Source organism: Streptomyces sp. NPDC051105, assembly GCF_040682795.1.
Taxonomy (GTDB): Bacteria; Actinomycetota; Actinomycetes; order Streptomycetales; family Streptomycetaceae; genus Streptomyces.
Genome location: NZ_JBFBBR010000001.1, coordinates 364,285 through 382,656, shown reverse-complemented (window position 1 = coordinate 382,656; position 18,372 = coordinate 364,285). Strand labels below are relative to the sequence as shown.

Annotated in this window: 15 protein-coding genes and 1 pseudogene; 10 read left to right on the top strand and 6 right to left on the bottom strand. The window is 71.8% G+C overall.

Annotation, left to right across the window (positions count from 1 at the left end; translation table 11 throughout):
* The first annotated feature begins 5 nt into the window (after positions 1-5).
* The 3 genes from AB0N16_RS01785 to AB0N16_RS01775 all read left to right on the top strand — a co-directional run bounded on the left by AB0N16_RS01785 (position 6) and on the right by AB0N16_RS01775 (position 1,929).
* Entirely contained in the window at positions 6-656 is a 651-nt protein-coding gene (locus AB0N16_RS01785; RefSeq protein WP_365791962.1) for a ThuA domain-containing protein, read from the top strand.
* Between the two features lie 158 nt (positions 657-814).
* Positions 815-1,687: an isocitrate lyase/PEP mutase family protein gene (locus AB0N16_RS01780; RefSeq protein WP_365791960.1), complete on the top strand. Its 873-nt coding sequence runs from the start codon at positions 815-817 to the stop codon at positions 1,685-1,687.
* Positions 1,684-1,929, top strand: coding sequence for a hypothetical protein (locus AB0N16_RS01775; RefSeq protein ID WP_365791958.1), 246 nt, complete (start codon positions 1,684-1,686; stop codon positions 1,927-1,929). Before AB0N16_RS01780 ends, AB0N16_RS01775 begins: the two co-directional genes overlap by 4 nt.
* 58 nt (positions 1,930-1,987) lie before the next feature.
* Here AB0N16_RS01775 and AB0N16_RS01770 read toward each other — a convergent pair whose 3' ends face one another.
* A complete protein-coding gene (locus AB0N16_RS01770; RefSeq protein ID WP_365791956.1) occupies positions 1,988-3,052 on the bottom strand; it encodes a substrate-binding domain-containing protein in 1,065 nt (354 codons plus the stop codon).
* 237 nt (positions 3,053-3,289) lie between these two features.
* Between AB0N16_RS01770 and AB0N16_RS01765 the strand changes: the two are divergent.
* Both AB0N16_RS01765 and AB0N16_RS01760 read left to right on the top strand, forming a co-directional pair.
* A pseudogene (locus tag AB0N16_RS01765) lies at positions 3,290-3,436 on the top strand (cell wall anchor protein); the annotation flags it as partial.
* Positions 3,437-3,609: 173 nt separating this feature from the next.
* Positions 3,610-5,166 carry a carboxylesterase family protein gene (locus AB0N16_RS01760; RefSeq protein WP_365791954.1) on the top strand — a complete coding sequence of 519 codons (1,557 nt, stop codon included), beginning with the start codon at positions 3,610-3,612 and terminating at the stop codon, positions 5,164-5,166.
* 75 nt (positions 5,167-5,241) lie between these two features.
* Here the strand turns inward: AB0N16_RS01760 and mmuM are convergent, their stop codons facing one another.
* Positions 5,242-6,159 (bottom strand): homocysteine S-methyltransferase, encoded by a 918-nt coding sequence (gene mmuM / locus AB0N16_RS01755; protein ID WP_365791952.1) that lies wholly within the window; start codon positions 6,157-6,159, stop codon positions 5,242-5,244.
* On the opposite strand from mmuM, the gene AB0N16_RS01750 reads away from it, so the two are divergent.
* Together AB0N16_RS01750 and AB0N16_RS01745 are read left to right on the top strand one after the other, a co-directional pair.
* A complete protein-coding gene (locus AB0N16_RS01750; RefSeq protein ID WP_365791950.1) occupies positions 6,089-6,571 on the top strand; it encodes an LLM class flavin-dependent oxidoreductase in 483 nt (160 codons plus the stop codon). The genes mmuM and AB0N16_RS01750 overlap by 71 nt on opposite strands.
* 69 nt (positions 6,572-6,640) lie before the next feature.
* Positions 6,641-7,486, top strand: coding sequence for a PhzF family phenazine biosynthesis isomerase (locus AB0N16_RS01745; RefSeq protein ID WP_365791949.1), 846 nt, complete (start codon positions 6,641-6,643; stop codon positions 7,484-7,486).
* 332 nt (positions 7,487-7,818) lie between these two features.
* Here the strand turns inward: AB0N16_RS01745 and AB0N16_RS01740 are convergent, their stop codons facing one another.
* Positions 7,819-9,918, bottom strand: coding sequence for an autotransporter (locus AB0N16_RS01740; protein ID WP_365791947.1), 2,100 nt, complete (start codon positions 9,916-9,918; stop codon positions 7,819-7,821).
* 195 nt (positions 9,919-10,113) lie between these two features.
* On the opposite strand from AB0N16_RS01740, the gene AB0N16_RS01735 reads away from it, so the two are divergent.
* Complete coding sequence (locus AB0N16_RS01735) at positions 10,114-11,523, top strand: RICIN domain-containing protein (protein ID WP_365791945.1); 1,410 nt, start codon at positions 10,114-10,116, stop codon at positions 11,521-11,523.
* 12 nt (positions 11,524-11,535) lie between these two features.
* Here AB0N16_RS01735 and AB0N16_RS01730 read toward each other — a convergent pair whose 3' ends face one another.
* Positions 11,536-13,215, bottom strand: a complete 1,680-nt coding sequence (locus AB0N16_RS01730; RefSeq protein WP_365791943.1) for a rhamnogalacturonan lyase B N-terminal domain-containing protein — start codon at positions 13,213-13,215, stop codon at positions 11,536-11,538.
* A gap of 189 nt (positions 13,216-13,404) precedes the next feature.
* Between AB0N16_RS01730 and AB0N16_RS01725 the strand changes: the two genes are divergently transcribed.
* The gene (locus tag AB0N16_RS01725) at positions 13,405-14,463 is read left to right on the top strand and encodes a rhamnogalacturonan acetylesterase (protein ID WP_365791941.1); all 1,059 of its coding nucleotides are present in this window, start codon (positions 13,405-13,407) and stop codon (positions 14,461-14,463) included.
* 153 nt (positions 14,464-14,616) lie between these two features.
* Positions 14,617-16,314 carry a DUF2264 domain-containing protein gene (locus AB0N16_RS01720; RefSeq protein ID WP_365791939.1) on the top strand — a complete coding sequence of 566 codons (1,698 nt, stop codon included), beginning with the start codon at positions 14,617-14,619 and terminating at the stop codon, positions 16,312-16,314.
* Here the strand turns inward: AB0N16_RS01720 and AB0N16_RS01715 are convergent.
* A complete protein-coding gene (locus AB0N16_RS01715; protein WP_365791937.1) occupies positions 16,311-17,027 on the bottom strand; it encodes a hypothetical protein in 717 nt (238 codons plus the stop codon). The genes AB0N16_RS01720 and AB0N16_RS01715 overlap by 4 nt on opposite strands.
* The gene (locus AB0N16_RS01710; RefSeq protein ID WP_365791935.1) at positions 17,024-18,337 is read right to left on the bottom strand and encodes an MFS transporter; all 1,314 of its coding nucleotides are present in this window, start codon (positions 18,335-18,337) and stop codon (positions 17,024-17,026) included. The genes AB0N16_RS01715 and AB0N16_RS01710 overlap by 4 nt, the downstream gene beginning before the upstream one ends.
* Positions 18,338-18,372: the final 35 nt, after the last annotated feature.

Genomic DNA, 18,372 nt, shown 5'->3' with positions numbered 1-18,372 from the left:
CCGCCATGGCCCCTCGACTGCTCCTCCACACCCGCACCACCGGCTACCGCCACGACTCGATCCCCGACGCCGTCGCCGCCGTACGGGAGTTCACCGATTTCGACGTCGACGCCACCGAGGACCCGGCCGCCCTCGAAGAGCCGCTGGACGGGTACGCGGCCGTCGTCTTCCTCTCCACCAGCGGCGAGATCCTGACCCCGGCGGGCCGCGCCCGGCTGGCCGCCCACGTCGAGGCGGGCGGCGGTTTCGCCGGCGTGCACGCGGCGGCCTGCACCGAGTACGACTGGCCGTACTACGGCGAACTCCTCGGCGCCCGCTTCGACCGCCACCCGGAGTACCAGCCCGGCCGGGCGCTCGTCGAGGACCACGACCATCCGGCGACCCGGCCGCTGCCCGCCGCCTGGGACTTCGCCGACGAGTGGTACGACTTCCGGGACAACCCGCGCGGCCGGGTGCGGGTGCTGCTGCGCGCCGACGAGTCGTCGTACGACGGCGGCGCGATGGGGGACGACCATCCGCTGGCCTGGTGCCGTCGGCAGGGGGCCGGACGGGTGTTCTACACGGCACTGGGGCACGCCCGGGAGGCGTACCGGGATCCGGCCTTCCTGGCCCATCTCCATGGGGGTCTCGCCTGGGCCGCCCGGCTCGGCCAGTGACGTTTCTCCGGTGAACCCGATCCCCCATTGGGGTGAGTAAAGCTCGCGCACGGAGATAGTCACGTGTGTATCTAGACATGCTCTTGTCTTGGCAAAGGGCGTCGAGACGCGGAGGCCGCCGAGCCGCCGCGCCACCCACCCACAGGAGGAGCCGGACCTTGACTTACGGGAAGAAGCTGCGGGAGCGGATCGCCGGGCCGGGGACCACCCCGTTGATCGGCGTGTATGACATGTACTCGGCATCGATCGCGGCCAAGCACTACGACGGGATGTTCGTCTCCGGCTTCGGCTTCGCCGCGTCGTACTACGGGCTGCCGGACATCGGATTCATCGCCTGGCCCGACATGGTGGCCTTCGTCCAGCGGCTGCGGGGCGCGTTCCCGCACCACCATCTCCTCGTCGACATCGACGACGGCTACGTCGACCCCGAGGTCGCCTGCCACGTCGTGGAGGGGCTGGAGCGCATCGGCGCCTCCGGGGTGATCCTGGAGGACCAGAAGCGGCCCCGCCGCTGCGGGCACGCCGACGGCAAGCAGGTACTGCCCCTGGAGGAGTACCTGGACAAGCTGGAGAAGGTGCTGGCGACCCGCCAGGACCTGGTCGTGGTGGCCCGTACGGACGCCACCGACGAGCACGACATCCTGCACCGCGCGGAGCGGCTGGCCGCCACCGACGCCGACGTGATCCTCGTCGACGGGGTCCGCAGCGAGGACTGGATCCGCCGCATCCGCAAGGTCGTCGGCGACAAACCGCTGCTCTTCAACCAGATCGGCGGCGGCAAGTCGCCCCGCCTCTCGCTCACCGAACTGGACGAACTCGGTGTCGACGTCGCCATCTACTCCACTCCCTGTCTGTTCGCCGCGCACGAGGCCATGGAGAGCGCGCTCGGCGAGCTCAAGGCGGCGGACGGCCGGCTTCCCGAGGTGGACGCGGTCGGTGGCGTCGGGGTCAAGGCGTCCACCACCCTGCTGGAACGCAACATCGCCCGGGAACGGCTCGACGAGCCCGAGCCCGAGGGGGTGGGCGTGTGACGCGGTTGCCGACGGCTGTGGCGGTCGCGGCGGTGCTTCTCGGCGCGGCCGCGGTCCCCGCGTACCCGGCGGGGAGCCTGATCACCGTGATCGACAACTCCAACGCGGACTCCATCCTGGAGGTGGACCGCACGGCGAACGTCCAGGCCGGTAGGGGTACGGCCGGCAGCGACCACGACGGCAGCGCCGTGGACGCGATCCAGGCGCTGTTCGGTGAGCCGCGTCAGGACGAGGAGGACTGAAAGCCCGGCCAAGTGGGGAACTGCGGGTCCGTGGTGGCTGGTCGCGCAGTTCCTCCGGTCACCCACGTGCGGCCGAACGGGCCGGTGGGGCGGCCGTACTCGCCCGCTCCACCAGCCGTGTCGACAGCTCGGTCCGGGTGCCCTCCGGACGGTCCCCGTGCATCAGCCGCACCAGCAGCCGCAGCGCGGTCGCCGCCATCTCCGCGAGCGGCTGGCGGACCGTGGTCAGCGCCGGGGTGCCCCAGCGGGCCTCGGGCAGATCGTCGAAGCCGACCACGCTGATGTCGTCCGGCACCCGCAGCCCGCGCTCGGCCAGCGCCGTGTACACCCCGAGCGCCATCCGGTCCGAGCAGACGAACACGGCGGTCGGCGGCTCCGGCAGGTCGAGCAGCTCGTGCATACGATGCCGGGCCGTGCCCTCGTCGAAGCTCGCGTGCCGGACGTACTCCCCGCGATGGCGCAGCCCGGCCGAGGCGAGCGCCGAACGGTAGCCGGCCACCCGGGCGCCGCTGCACATCCTGCGCCGGTTGCCGGCGATCACCGCGATCCGCTCATGGCCGAGCGAGAGCAGATGCTCGGTCGCGGACACCCCGCCCTGCCAGTTCGCCGCCCCGACCGACACGACCCCCGCCGGGGGTTCATGGACGGGGTCGAGCAGCACGTACGGGATGCGGTGGTGGTCCAGCCAGGCGTACTGCGACTGTGTCAGCTCGGCCAGGTCGAACAGCACTCCGGAGGAGCCGCGCGCGGTGAGCTTGTCCAGCCAGCCGCGTTCCGGACGGCCGGCCCGCGTCCGGGTCGGCCCCGCCGACACCACCACCTCAAGACCGGCCTCGTACGCCGCCTCCTCCACCCCGTGCAGCACCGCGCCCGACCACGAGCTGTCCAGCGCGTGCACGACCAGGTCGATCAGGGCGGGGGCCTTCGCGGCGTCGAACCGCGGTCTGCGGACGTAGCCGAGCCGTTCGAGGGCCTCGGTGACCCGGCGGCGGGTCTCGGGGGCCACGTCGTCACGACCGTTGACCACCTTCGACGCGGTCGGTACGGAGACGCCGGCTTCGCGGGCCACCACCGCCAGCGTCGGACCGGCCGCCGCCACGCTCGTACCCCCGGCACGAACCATGGGGAACCGCCTCTCCGGCCCACCCTTGGGCCAACGAAGGTGACGAAAGTTGCGACCGACGTCGCGTCCGCGGTCTGTGTGCGAGCCGTGCAGTAAGCGCTTCCTACGATAGGTGCGCGTCAACTCGGCGTGAAGACCTGGGAATTCGCGGGATCATCCGCAGCGGGACTTTCGAAACTTCGAACAGGGTGGTCGGATCAGACGGACCTCGCCGCGGCCCAGGCGATGCCCGCAGGCGTCTTCTCCCCGCTCAACAACAGCTTCCTGACCCACCACCACGACGCCTGCATCACCAACTACTGGGCCAGCTGGGATCTCTGCAACCTGGCCTCGATCCTGGCCATCGGCATCCTCGACGAGGACAAGGCCAGGTACGACCAGGCCGACCACGGCTCCGGCAGCGGCGGGTACGACCAGCTCGGCTTCGGCGCCCTGATGTACGCCAAGTAGCCGCGCGTAGCCAGCCGAACGCCGTGGGTGCCGGAATACCGGCGGCGGATGTGGTGCTCTTCTCGTACCGGCGTTGAGGCACGCGCGGCGGGAGGAGCTGGTGGCGGATGACGGCAGACCGGACGGACGTCGAGGACCCCGTGGTCGGCACCCCGGTCGGGGCGGTGCGCGGTAGGTGGGAGAAGTCGGTCGCGGTGTTCCGTGGCATCCCCTACGCCGCCCCGCCCTTCGGGGTACACCGGTTCCGTCCGCCCGTGCCGCCCGAACCCTGGGACGGCGTCCGGGACGCGGGCGCCTTCGGGCCGACGGCGCCCAAACCGCCGTATTCGGAGGCGTTCGCGGAGTACCTGTCCGACCTCGTGATCCCCGGCGACGACTGCCTCAACCTCAACGTGTGGACCCCGGAGCCGGGGCCCGGCGCCCGGCTCCCGGTCCTGGTCTGGCTGCACGGCGGCGCCCTGACCAGAGGTTCGTCCGCCGTACCCGTGTACGACGGTCATGCGTTCGCCCGTGACGGGGTGGTCTTCGTCTCGGTCAACTACCGGCTGGGCATCGAGGGCTACGGCCTGTTTCCCGACACCCCGCACAACCCCGGCCTGCGCGACCAACTCGCCGCCCTGCGGTGGGTCCACGACACCGTCGCCGGATTCGGCGGCGACCCGGACCGCGTCACCCTCTGCGGCCAGTCCGCCGGCGCCATCAGCGTCGGCGCCCTGCTCGCCGCACCCCAGGCCCAGGGCCTGATCCGCCGGGCCGTGCTGCAGAGCGGCCCGCCCGAGGCCGCCGAGCGCGACAAGGTCCGGCGCATGGTCCGCCGGATGGCCAGCCGCCTGCGGATCCCCGCCACCGCCCAGGCCTTCGCCGAGGTCGACCGCGAACTGCTGCTGCGCACCCAGGCCGAGGTCGGCCGGCTGAGCAGCCCGGTCCTGGGCGGCCCCGCCTTCGGCATCGTCGTCGACGGCGACCTTGTCCCGCGCGACCCCCTGCAGGCCCTCCTCGACGGCGATGCCGCCAGGGGCGTCGATCTCCTCATGGGCTGGACCCGTGACGAGTACCGGCTCTGGCTGGTCCCCGGCGGCCTGCTCGACCACGTCGACCGGCTCGGCCCGGTCGCCTTCGCCGGTGCCATGGCCCGCTGCCACGTCGGCCACGAGGTGCCGCGCGGCTACCGCGCCCTGCACCCCGAGGCCGGCCCCGCCGAGACCGTCGGCCAGATGGTCACCGACCACCTGCTGCGCCGCCCGTTGCACCGGCTGGCCGAGGCCCGCCCGGGCTCGTCGTACCTGTACGAGTTCGCCTGGCCCTCCAACCGCCCCCGGCTCGGCGCCTGCCACGCCCTGGAGCTGGGCTTCGTCTTCGACACCGGGGACGGGCCCGACGCCGCCCGGCTGGCCGGCGAGGGCGCCCCGCAGCGCCTGGCCGAAGAGATGCACGGCGCCTGGGTCCGCTTCGCCGCCACCGGCGATCCCGGCTGGCAGTCCTGGGACGACACCCACCCGGTCCGCGTCCTCGGCGACGGCGCACCCCGTACGGTGTCCGGCCCCCGGGACCGCGAGTTCGCCCTCTGGACACCCACCGCCGTACCGCACCCCGAACGGACCGCCGAACTGGCCCTGGCCGTACGCCGGCTGCGCCGCTCAGTGGCCGCTGTACGCCGCCACTGAGTCCCGTACGACCACATGCGTGCCGAGGAGCAGATGCTCGTCGGCCGACTCCCCTCTGCGGCGAACCGGCGCCCCTCAAACCACCCGGGCAATCCCACCGATCGCCTCCGGCCCCACCCGGCAGCACCCCCCGATCAACCGGGCCCCCGCGTCCCGCCACCCCTCCACCTGCCCGGCGGCGAACGTCGACTCTCCGGTCCACGCCCGAGCCTCCGCATCCCACACCTCCCCGCTGTTGGGATAGACGACCACCGGCTTCCCCGTGACCCGCGCCGCCACCTCCACCGCGTACTCCACGTCCTCGGGCGCACAGCAGTTCACCCCCACGGCGATCACCTCGTCCACATCCGCGGCCAGGGCGAACGCCTCCTCCAACGGCTGTCCGGCCCGGGTCAGCCCGCCCGCCACGCTGTACGACAGCCAGGCCGGCACCCCCAGCCCCCGCACCGCCCGCAGCAGCGCCGCCGCCTCGTCCGCGTCCGGCACGGTCTCGAGCGCGAGCGCGTCCGGCCCCGCCCCGGCCAGCACCTCGAGGCGCGGCCGATGGAACCGCTCCAGCTCGTCGACGCGCAGCCCGTACCGCCCCCGGTACTCGGAGCCGTCCGCGAGCATCGCCCCGTACGGCCCGACCGAGGCGGCCACCCACAGCGGCCGTACGATCCCTTCCTCCCTCGCCCGCCGTACCGCGTCGCGCCCCAGCTCCACGCTCAGCGCGAGCAGCCGCGTGGCCTCCTCGCGTGCGATCCCGCGCTTCGCGAAGCCCTCGAACGTGGCCTGGTAGCTGGCCGTGATCGCGACGTCCGCGCCCGCCCTGAAGTACGCGAGGTGCGCGTCGGCGACCGCGCCGGGCCGGTCGGCCAGCAGCCGCGCCGACCACAGCTCGTCGCTCAGATCGTGTCCGGCGGATGCCAGCTGGTTCGACATGCCACCGTCGAGCACGACCGTCCCGGCGGCGAGGGCGTCGGCGAGGCTGGGGGAGTTGTCGCTGGTCATGTCTCCGACGCTAGTCGACCAGGCAGCGAAACGACCGACCGCGTCCACTGGGCGGGCAGTCCCTACGGGCCGGCCGCCGTGCAGAGGCAACAGGCGTCGACACGGCTACCTCGTACCGGAGATGACCGCTGTCGGAGTGCCATACACGCAGCGTGGCCGGCGCACCGGCGAGTACCTGGACGCGATGAGGGCGCTGTGGACCCAGCAGGCACCGTCCTATCAGGGCCGATACGTGGCCTGCGACGGCATCGACGCACTTCCTCGGCCCGGCGGGGAACACGGACCGCGGATCGTGATCGGCGGCCACAGCCCGGCCGCATTCCGGCGGACGTCGCCGCGTTCCTCGAACGTCACGCCGGCCGGCTGCGCTGACGTCGCCCCGTACTCATGCGGAGCAGAACGCGAGCTCTGATCCACGTGCCGGACCGGCTGACCACCGTCCGACGGCGTCTCGGCGCCGCTCTGCTCTACGCTCGCCGCCGTGAACGTCACCATCGTCCGTGCCTGCCTGCGCGACGGCCGCGGGGGCAGCCCCACCGCGGTCCTTGACGACACCTCGCTCACCGACGACGAGCGGCGTGAGGTGCCCGTCCGGGCCGGTACGTCCCATGCCGTGTTCCTCTCGGCCGACCGGGACGGCGGCGGGGCGACGCTGCGCTTCTTCACCGCCGAGGGCGAACTGCCCGGCTGCGGCCACGGCACGGTCGCGGCGCTGGCCGTCCTGGCCGCGCGCGCCGGCACCCGCGAGGTCACCGTGCGGACGCGCGGTGGCACCCTCGCGGGCCGGGCGGTCCGGCACGAGGGGAACGGCGGCCTGGAGGCCTGGTTCACGCCGGGCCCGGTCGGCCTGCGCGCGCCCGAGGCCGGCGAACACGAGGACGTCCTCACCGCCCTGGGCGTCGCCGGGGACACGCCCGGCTGTGTCGTTGCCACCCTGGGGCGGCCGCGTCTCCTCGTCCCGCTGCCCACCCGGTCTGCCGTCCTTGCGCTGACCCCGGACCTCGACCGCCTCCGCACCGCCTGTGACCGGCCGGCCCTGCTGGGCTGCTACCTCTACTCGGCCCCGGCGCCGGACGGCCGGGTCGCGGCCCGTATGTTCGCCCCGTCGATCGGCGTCCCCGAGGACATCGCCAATGCCAACAGCACGGCCTGCCTGGCCGCCCACCTGGCCCGTGACGGACTGCGGGGTGTCACCGCCGACATGGGCGACTCGCTCGGCAACCCGGCGACGATCAGGGCCGTCGTGCGCCACGAGACGGACGGTCCCAGGATCCAGGTGGGCGGCATGGCGGAGATCGCCTGCGAGCCCGCTTTGGGCCATGCCTGAAACGACACCGGTCAGGAACTTCTGGACGACGACGAGGCCTGGCGGAAGCCCTTGGTCCGCGACCACTTCCCGACCGGGCCGCGCAGGGAGGCGGTCCGGCTGCACCACGACCGCGAGTGGTTCCTCCAGGTGCTGCAGGCCCTGCCGCGAGCCTTCTCCCACCTCGACATGTGGCCCGCGAACCTCCGCACCGAAGGCCCCGCCGCCGTCGCCCTCGACTGGGAGCGGCACCGGCGCCGGACCAGCCGCGGGACAACGTGCCCGACCTGTTCGATCCCGCCGGCCACCCCTCCTGCCTGTGCCGTGACGACGGGTAGCACGTGGGCCGGCCGTCACCCCGCGTGCCGCCCGCCCCGTCGCCGCCCCTTCTTCCGGGTGCGCATGCCGGCCGGGACCATCAGGCCGCCGAGGAGGCCGAGGGCCAGGGCGTACGGCCACCAGCCGAAGGCCTGCGACGAGTCGGCGGCGGTGCGGGTGGTCACCGTCGGGGGAGCGGTGGATGTGGAGTCGGCGGCGTCGGCCTTCGGGGTGGTCTTCGTCGACTGCCTCGGGTCCAGGACCACGTCGTTGCCGTCGCCGCCTCGGTAGGTGAGCCGGTAGACCGTGTGGGCCAGCTTGACCTCGGCGCCCTCGCGCAGACCGTCGAAGGAGCCGGTGGTACGGGCGGTACCGGTGTGGTCGATCACCGTGATGCGGCCGGCCGGAGACGTGCCCGCTGCGGACATGTCGAGGGCGCCGGCCAGGGTGAGGCGGCCCGTCACCATCAACGGCCTGTCCCGCAGGACCAGCTCGCCCTGCTGGTGCTGGGTGTAGTCGCCTCGCACCGTCAACCCGCCAGCCACCAGGCTGTCGTTGGTCACCGAGCCCCGCACCGTGCCCTTTCCGGACAGGGCGGTGGCGACCCGCAGGCCGGCCCGGCCCACGTCCAGCCGCGCGGACGCCGACGTGAGCCGGATCGCCCTGCTGTGCACGAGAGTCGCGCCGGAGCGCACTGCCAGGGTCCCCTTGCGGACGGTCGTCGTTCCCGTGTAGGTCACCGCGCTCCCGCTCAGCGTGGTCGTCGCCGTACCCGACTGGACCAGCGAGCCGGAGCCGCCTATATACGTCAGTTTCAGGGGAGTTGACGTGTTGCGGACGTACAGCGTGCCGTCGTTCACGATCCGGCGCTGCTCGGTGCCGGTCAGCAGGGAGCCGTCGCCGCCCTTCGCGCCCGAACCCAGGCGCAGCACCGCGCCCTTCTCGACCGTCGTCGAGCCGTCGTAGTCCTGGGCGGCGGCGAAGGTCACGTCGTTGCCGCGCGTCCCCGCGATCACGATGTCCCCGGCGCCGGGCGCGGCCAGCGTGTCGTGGTAGCGGCCGCCGCCGATCGGGGCGCCCAGCGTCACCGGGCCGTCGTAGTCGAAGGTGAGCCGCGACCGACGCCCACTGGCCGCATGCAGATTGATGTATACGGTGTCCTTCGTTCCCGGCATGAAGATGCGATGGGTGGTGCCGTCGCCCCAGTGCACGTCGGCACCCTCGATGTTGGTGCCGCGTTTGTTCAACTGGTGGGGAATCGGTTTCCAGTTGAGGGCCGGGTCGCTCAGCGACGGGTTGGTGTCGCCGCCCCGGTCGCTGTAGCCGTACTGGCCGGTGAGGACCACCTTGCTGCCCGGCCGGGAGTGGACGTTGACGTCACTGCCGTACTCCCGCTGGTAGAAGTCCTGCCGCAGGGTGATGGTCTGGTTCAGCGGGGTGTCGATGATCCACGAGCCCTGGTTCAGGATCGCGCGGGTGTCGGGCAGCGCCACCGGGTACTCGGGGCGGCCCACCGCCATGCCGGTGCCGTTGTCGATGACCCCGGAGAAGGGGTGGGTGCCCGCCAGGTCCAGCGTGCCCCACATGGTGCGGGGCTGGGTCACCAGGCCGGAGCCGCTGATGGTGCCGATGTTGAACGTGCGGGTGAGGGACAGGCGCAGGGTGCCGTCGACCCGGATGTTCAGCTGGTTGAGCTGGTAGCCGGGCGTGTTGTAAGGGAAGTGGCCGACCAGGCCGGTGCCGCCGCCCGTGCCGTACTGGAGGGTCGTGCCGCGCTCGACCGTGATCGCGGGCGGGTCGGGGTTGGTGACCGTCGTGTACGGGTGGTTGCCGCCCTGGGTGCGGACGACCTGCCGTTGCCGGGACTTCGGCAGGGTGAAGTCGCTGTCCTTGGTGAGGACCAGCGTGCCGCCGCCGCGCACGGTGAGCGTGCCCTCGCCGTGCAGGACGCCGTCGTACGTCGTCGTCCCGGCGGGCACGGTGACGACGGTGTCGCCGGCGAGCGTCACGTCCCGGTCGGCGAGGACGTCGGCGGTGACGTCCCGGGCGCCGGCGGCGAAGGCCGGGGGAGCGGAGGCCAGGAGGGCGGCGAGGGCGCCGACGGCCGCTGCGGTGGTGTGGAGGTGGCTGCGCACGTCATCGGAGACGCGGTGGAAGGCGCCGGATAACAGAAAAACGCGGGCGGGCCGCGATCAGTTGGAAATCGCTTTCCCCCTTGTCTCGTCAGACCCGTTGACCTGCCCGTAACACACCCTTACCTTTTCGGCGATCACAACGTTCGTGATGGCAACCGCCGTTCGTGATCTCGAACCTGAAGGAGCGTGTGTGAGATGAGACGTGCGTACGCGATCCTGCTGTCCCTCTGTCTGGCGGTGATCGGCGCCCTGGCCACCGCGGGCCCGGCCGCGGCCGCCGCCCAGACCGTCACCAACGGCACCCGGTTCACCGACACCTCGGGGAACATCGTCCACGCCCACGGCGGCGGGGTCATCAAGGTCGGCTCGTACTACTACTGGTTCGGCGAGGACCGCAACTCCGACAACACCTTCAAGTACGTGGACGCCTACCGCTCCACCGACCTGAAGACCTGGGAGTTCCGCAACCACGTCCTCACCCAGTCCTCCGCCTCCGAACTCGGCACCGCCTACATCGAGCGCCCGAAGGTCGTCTACAACGCCGCCACCGGCAAGTTCGTGATGTGGATGCACAAGGAGAACGGCGTCGACTACAGCGAGGCCCGCGCCGCCGTCGCCGTCTCCGGCACCGTCGACGGGTCCTACACCTACCAGGGCAGCTTCCAGCCGCTCGGCCAGTACATGTCCCGGGACCTCACCACCTTCGTGGACACCGACGGCACCGCCTACATGGTCTCCGCGGCCAACGAGAACTACGACCTGCACATCTACAAGCTCACCGCCGACTACACCGCCATCGCCGGTCTGGTCGCCAACCCCTGGGCCGGCGGCCACCGTGAGGCCCCGGCCCTCTTCAAGCGCAACGGCGTCTATTTCATGCTGACGTCGGGTGCGACCGGCTGGAGCGCCAACCAGCAGCAGTACGCCACCGCCACCAGCCTCTCCGGCCCCTGGACCTCCTGGACCAACGTTGGCGACTCCACGGCATACAACTCCCAGACCGCGTACGTCCTCACGGTCACCGGCACGTCGGGCACCTCGTACCTCTACATGGGCGACCGCTGGGGCAACTCCTTCGGCGGCACCGTCAACGACTCCCGCTACGTCTGGCTGCCGCTGACCTTCCCGACCTCCACCTCGATGTCGATGTCCTGGTACCCGGAAGTGTCGGTCGACACGACCGCCGGGACGGTCTCCGGCACCGGCGCCACCTACAACACGCTCGTCGCCCGGCACAGCGGCAAGTGCGCCGACGTCCCGAGCCAGTCCCTCTGGGAGGGGATCGCGATCAGCCAGTACACCTGCAACAGCGGTACCAACCAGAAGTGGTGGTTCAAGGACCTGGGCACCGGCTACTACGAGCTGATGGGCCGGGGCAGTTCGCTCTGCCTCCAGGAGAACGCCATTAACGTCACCCAGGAGGACTGCACCGGCGCTACCGCCCAGCAGTGGTCGGTCGTCACCTCCGGCTCCTACGACACCATCAAGGCCCGGACCAGCGGTGAGTGCCTGGACGTGAACGGCGCGTCCACCGCCAACTCGGCCGCCGTCATCACGTACGCGTGCAACGGAGGCACGAACCAGCAGTGGACACGCGGTACCTGATGTCAGATCAGGTCAGGCCAGCAGGTCGATCGCGTCGATCGAGGTGCCGGCGCTGAGGAAGGACGTCGTTCCCGAGCCGCTCGCCACGTAGATCTTCAGCGTGTTGTAAGCGCTGGTGTCCGTCAGCCAGGCGGACGCCGGGACGCTGTAGGTGAACGTGTAGTTGTTGCCCCGGTACGAGCCCACGGTCAGCGACCGGGTGCTCGGCTGGGTGGGCGGCGAGGGGACGGCGGAGGTCCAGGTGTCGTTGACGACGACCTGCGGCCGGCCGTTCGCGTAGGCCGTCGTCACGCCGATCCTCAGAGTGTGCGCGGCGGCGGCCTGGGCGGCCGTCAGCTTGAAGTACACGATGATCCCGCTGTTGACGTCCTTCCACAGATAGCAGGGGAAGGCCGAGGTCTCCGTGCCGCTGCCGATGACCACGTTTCCGGTCCAGGACGCGGCCCGCACGTCCGACGGATGGGCGTACGTCATCAGGTCGGCGTTCTTGAACCCGCCGGGCGTGCCGTCCCAGTTGTTGATCCGCCAGATCGCGGAGGCGTTGCCGGGGTCGTTGGAGGACGGGATCGCGATGGTGTTGAGGGTGGTCGTGCCCCCCGCGGTCACCGTCACCGACGTGGCGAACACGGCCAGTTCGCCCTTGAACACGGTCAGCGTGTACGTCCCCGGCAGCACGCTCCCGATGGTGAAGTAGCCGTCCGACGCACGTGCCGAACCCCAGTACTGGGCAGTGGAGTTGGCGAGTCCGACGGTATAGGCGTACGCCGTGTTCCGGCCGCTGATCCCGACGCCCGCGACCTTGCCCCGGCCACTCGCCGCGACGTATCCCGAGATGCCGAGCGAGTCCGCCCACGACGTGGTGAGGGTGCCCGGGTAGAGGGCGGAGGAGGGCGCGCCGCCGTCCGTGAGGGCGATGACGTACGGACCCTGGAGGCCGTACCGCTCCGACTCGGTCTGGTTCTCGCCGTAGTACAGGATCTCGTACAGCCCGCCGCCGTCCGCGCTCTGGTGGCGCAGCAGCGAGCGGTAGAACGGGCCGCCGGAGGCCTTCTCGTGGTTGCTGCGCACGATCCACAGGCCGACGCTGCCGGTGGTCCAGCCGATGTAGTCGTAGTCCATCACCCGCAGCTTCGAGTAGTGCTTCGCGCGGGTCTGGCCGTCGGACTTCTCGAAGACGTCCGCGGACTCGATGACGGTGGGCGCGTAGGTGTAGGAGTCCGGCTCGTCGTTGAGGAACAGGCCGGCCTTGACGCGCACGATGTAACGGGTGGCGCTGACCGACGAGTCGGCCTTGTTGGTCCACAGGTAGACGTTGTTCTCGCCGCTGCGGGCCGCGTAGTAGTGCTTCAGCGTGCCGTACGCGACCGAGATCAGGATCGTGGAGCCGGACTGGGCGATGGTCACCGTGGAGGTGCCGAGGCCCGACTCGACATGCGAGTTCTTGCCGCCGTAGCCCTGGTACTCGGTGCCCTTGTAGACCAGCGAGGTCAGGTCGCCGTTGGTCTTGCTGACCTTGAAGACCAGGCTGGCGCCGGTGTCGACGACGTAGTTGGAACCGTCGTCGGACCAGCCGAAACTCGCGGCCGAGGCGGTGGTGGCGAGCGGGCCGGTGAGGGCGGCGGTGCCGGCGGCGGCCGCGCTGCCGAGGACGAAGGTACGGCGTCCGAGGGGTCTCCCGTTGACTCCGGACATGGGGGTGCCTCCTTCGGGGGGGCGGGGTTGCGGGTGACTGTGAGCGTGGCAGTTGAATCGATTTCGCGAAAGGGCTTTCGTTCTCTTGGAGTTGACAGTCTTGCGAAATCGGTTCAAGGGCTAGAAAGCGCTTGCGGGTGGCGGTACGGTCCCCGCCAGACCTTGTCGCCGTGACGGAGGAGTCCCCGAGTGAGACGTTTCAACGGTGTGCGAGCCGCCGTGGCCGCGGCGGTCGTCCTCGGCGCAGCCACCGGCCTGGCGGGCTCCCCCGCCCAGGCCCATGAACGGCGGCCGCCGTTCTCCCTCGCGGACTGCGCCGCCGGCACCTGTCACTTCGACGTCCCGCCGGGCGACTACGACGTGACGGTCCGGCTCGGCGGCGCGGCCGCCTCCAGCACGAGCATCAGCGGGGAGACCCGGCGCTCACTGCTCCCCGAGACGACCGCCGCGGCGGGGCGCCACGTCACCCGCAGCTTCACCGTGAACGTCCGGACACCGGAGAGCGAGCCGACCGGACCCGACGGAACGCCCGGCCTCGACCTGGAGATCGGCGGCTCGGCCCCCGCACTCGCCGGCATCCGGGTGACCGCCGCCCGGCACACCCGGAAGCTCTTCCTGGTCGGCGACTCCACCGTCTGCGACCAGCCCGCCGACCCGTACTCCGGCTGGGGCCAGCAGCTCCCGCGGTACCTGCGCCGGGGCGTCTCGGTCGCCAACTACGCGGACTCCGGGGAGAGTACGGTGACCTATCTGCAGAACCCTCAGCTCTGGGGTACCGTCCAGCCGTTGATCGGCCGGGGCGACCTGGTCCTGATCCAGCTGGCGCACAACGACAAGACGACCGACGAGGCGACCTACCGCGCCAATCTGGAGACGCTGGTGGCGGGCGTACGGGAGAAGGGCGGGCGGCCGGTGCTGGTGACGCCGATCGTGCGCCGCTGGTTCAATTCCGACGGCACGCTCAACAACGACATCGCGCTTCTGGTCAACGGGCTCGGCGTCAATCATCCTGAGGTGATCCGCTCGGTCGCCGCCGCCGAGGACGTTCCGCTGATCGACCTCACGGCGAAGACCAAGGCGCTCGTGGAGTCCCTCGGCGTGGAGGGCTCCAAAGCGCTGTACCTGTACAACGAGAAGAGGGACAACACGCACACCTCCGCGTACGGAGCCACCGTCTACGCGGGCCTGGTGCGTGACGAACTGCTCGCCCGGCATCTGGTGCCCCGGGGCACCGTGCGGGTGGAATGAGCCCCTGGGGCGTCCCGACCGGAACCGGGGCGCCCCAGGTCCTGACGGCACGAAGTCCGGCACGCGGTCGGGCATGAGGTCCGGCACGCGGTCCGGCACGCGGTCGGGCATGAGGTCCGGCACGCGGTCCGGCACGAGCGAGAAAGAGCACCGATGCAGCTGCCTCCCGAGGACCGCGGCCCCAGCCCGCGCACCGGCTACACCCGCGCCCACTGGGAGGCCGCGGCCGACGCCCTGCTCGCCGCCGTGGAGCCGTACGCCACCCCGGACCGTGCCCTCTACCATCTCCCCGGCGACCACCAGAGCTGGTCGGGGCGCCTCTCCGACGGCCTGGAGGGCTACGCCCGCACCCTGCTCCTCGCGGCCTTCCGCCGGGACGAGACCGCGCTCCAGCGGTACGCCGACGGGCTCGCGGCCGGTGTGTCGGGCGTCTGGCCGCGCATCGAGGACCGCGGCCAGCCACTGGTGGAGGCCGCGTCCGTCGCCCTTGCCCTGCGCCTGACCCGCCCCCTGCTGTGGGACCGCCTCGACGACGGGGTGCGACAGCGTGCCGCGGCCTGGCTCGCCGACGCGCTGACCGCCGAACCCTGGCCCTGCAACTGGGAGTTGTTCCCGGTGACGGTCGGCGGCTTCCTCGCCGAGGTCGGCCATGAGCCGGCGGCCGCGCACAAGGCGGTCGACCACGGCCTGGCCCGCATCGAGGAGTGGTACCTCGGCGACGGCTGGTACACCGACGGCGACGGCCGCAAGTTCGACTACTACAACGGCTGGGCGATGCACCTCTACCCGGTGCTGCACGCCTGGCTGGCCGGCGACGAGCAGCTGCTCGACCTGTACGGCGGCCGCCTGGAACGCCATCTCGCGGACTACGCCAGGCTGTTCGGCGGTGACGGCGCCCCGATGCACCAGGGCCGCTCGCTGACCTACCGCTTCGCGACCACGGCCCCGCTCTGGCTGGGCGCCCTCACCGGCCGTACGCCCCTGTCCCCCGGGGAGACCCGGCGGCTGGCCTCCGGAGCGCTGAAGTACTTCCTGGACCGGGACGCGGTGGACGCCCATGGACTCCTGACCCTCGGCTGGCACGGCCCCGACTCCGCCGTCCTGCAGGGCTATTCGGGCCCCGCCTCCCCGTACTGGGCGAGCAAGGGCTTCCTCGGCCTGCTGCTGCCGCCGGACCACGAGGTGTGGACGGCGCCGGAGGAACCGGGCCCGGCCGAGCGCGCCGACGCGGTCACGCCGATCGACCCGCCCAACTGGCTTCTCCAATCCACGTGTTCGGACGGCGTGGTCCGCCTCCACAACCACGGCAGCGAGGACGTCCGCTATGACCCGTACTACACCCGGCTCGGCTACTCGACCGTGACGCGGCCCTCGGCGTCGTACGACAACAGTCTCGTCGTCGACGGCGATCCGAGCCGTACGGACATCGTGCCCCTGGGCGTCGGGCAGGGCTGGGTGGCCTCCCGGCACACGGCCGCGTCGGGCGCTCGCGTGACGAGCGTCGTGCTGGTGCGCGGGGCCGTGGAGGTGCGGGCCTTCCTGGTGGCGGGGACGGCGTCCGGGACACCGGTACGGGTGACCGGGTGGGCCGCACCGGAGGGGCTCCGGGCCGAACTGCTGCCGGCCGTGGGCCTCGACGACACGCTGACCGGTGACACGGGGGAGGGCCCGACCCTGTTCGTCGCGCTGAGCCGGCTCACCGGAGCGGCGGAGGCGGTGCCGTTGAGGGAGACGGTGGCCGTACGCGCCGAGGGGACCCGGGAGCTGACGGTCCTGTGGAGCGACGGTCCCGGACTGCGGGTCCGGTGGCAGGACTCCGGAGTGGACGTGGAGCCCACCGCGCGGGGCTAAGCCGCGTCGGGCAGTATGTGGATCACGGGGTGGAGAGAGGAACTGACCGAACTGCTGGGGCGGGCCGGGCCGGAGCTCGCGGGGGGGGGCCCGCGTGTCGAGGACGTGGTGCCGCCGCCAATGGCATGGCGCCATGTGATCGCCGGGGAGGCGCGGCCGAGCGTGGAGGCCGCGCTGGACCGTCCCGACCCGGTCGCCGAACTCAACGCGCAGGGGCATCGGTTGGCCTCCGAAGCGGGCCTGTTCGACGGGGACGGGGTGTTCCTCGTCGACTTCCAGGGCAACCCGAAGGCGCCGGAGGTCTCGGCGTGCAGGGCTATGCCCTCGTTGTGGCTGCACCCCCAGCTCCAGTCACCGCTGAGCTTGGCGCCCTTGACGACCGTGTCGGCCCCGGGCCGCTTGCCGGCCGCCGTGAGCTGGGTGACATGGACGCCGTCGGCGGCCGGCCAGGCGACCCGGAGCGTGCCGTCGGGGGCGACCGCGGTGGCGGTCCGGTTCCACTCCCGGCTGTTGTTGTAACCGGCCGACAAATAGGGGTACTTGGCGCTGAGGGTCACCGCCGTGGACGTGACCTCGAGGTCGGCGGTGGTCGCCGCGCCGGCGGTGGCGTACCAGGCGTCGGCCAGCAGACCGGCGTCCGCGAGGGCCGCGATCGCGGGCTTGCGGAAGGCGTGGACGCGGCGGTGACGTGTGGTGCGTGGTGCGGAAGTCATGCCTCCTGGTCGTCGCCGACGCGGGGAAGGCTGCCGTGTTCGGGGGTGGCTGCCGCGGGCAGTGGTGCCACCCGTCTGATCGGCGTGCCGAAGGCGGCGAGGCCGGTCAGTGTGCAGCAGACACCGGCGACGGCGGCCACCACGGCGGTGCCGTACCGCTCGGCCGCCCAGGTGAGGACGGCGGCGCCGGCCGGAGCCAGCGCGTACTGGAGGGTCCAGTGGGCGGAGGTGACCCGGCCCAGCAGGGGTTCCGGGGTGATCTCCTGGCGCAGGGACATGGAACAGGTGCCCGCCACCCCCACGCAGGCCAGGTAGACCGCGCACAGGACGGCCACCACGGGCACCGAGCGCACCCGGCCGAGCCCGGCGAAGGCCAGTCCGCACACCGTCATCGAGGCGATCCAGGTCGGCCCGAAGCCCAGCCGCCGCCGGAGCCGGGCGACCAGCAGCGCCCCGGTGATCGTGCCGACCGCGCCGATCGCCAGCACCGTGCCCACCGTGCCGTCGTCGTGGCCGAGGTCGTGCTTGAGGTGGTAGATGACCAGGTCGTTGATGCCGAGGCTGAGGAAGCTGAAGACGGCGAGCAGCCCGGTGACCGACCGCAGGACGGGGTGCCGGACCAGGTACCCGATCCCGGTGCGCAAATCGCGCCACACGCCCCGCTTCCCGGCCTGCTGCTCGTCCCCGGCGCGTTCCCGGACCCGGACCAGGAACAGGAGGGCCGCCGAGACGGCGTAGCTCGCCGCGTCCACGGCCACCGCGTCGGCCGGCCCGGTCCAGGCGGCCAACAGACCCGCGCCCAGGGGTCCGAGGACACCGGCCGCCGCCGCGGTGGCGTTGACCCTCCCGTTGGCCTCGGTGAGCCGGGTGACGTCGACGAGCCCGCGTACGACGGTGACGTATCCGACGGCGAACAGCATGCCGACGGCCTCGCACAGTGGCAGGACCACGTACAGCAGCCAGAGGTGCGGCCCGGCGAGCCAGACCACCGGGACCAGACCGTAGAGGACCATGCGGACCAGGTCGCAGGCGATGAGCAGCTTCCGCCGGTCGACCCGGTCCACGACCACCCCGGCGAAGACCGCCGCCAGCACCATCGCGACCCCGCCGACGGCGGTGAGCAGGCCCATCCGGGCCACCGAGCCGGTCGCCTGGAGGACCAGCAGGGGCAGCGCGACGAGACTGAAGGAGTCACCGAGCACGGACAGCGTCTGGGCGAGCCAGAAGAAGCCGAAGTCCCGTTGCCTCCACAGTGGTTGCCCTACTGCTGTCTCCTTCGTGCGCTCCGCCCGCCGCGCCTCGTGCGTCACGGCTCCCCCTTCCGTGTCCCGGCAACCCTACGCCG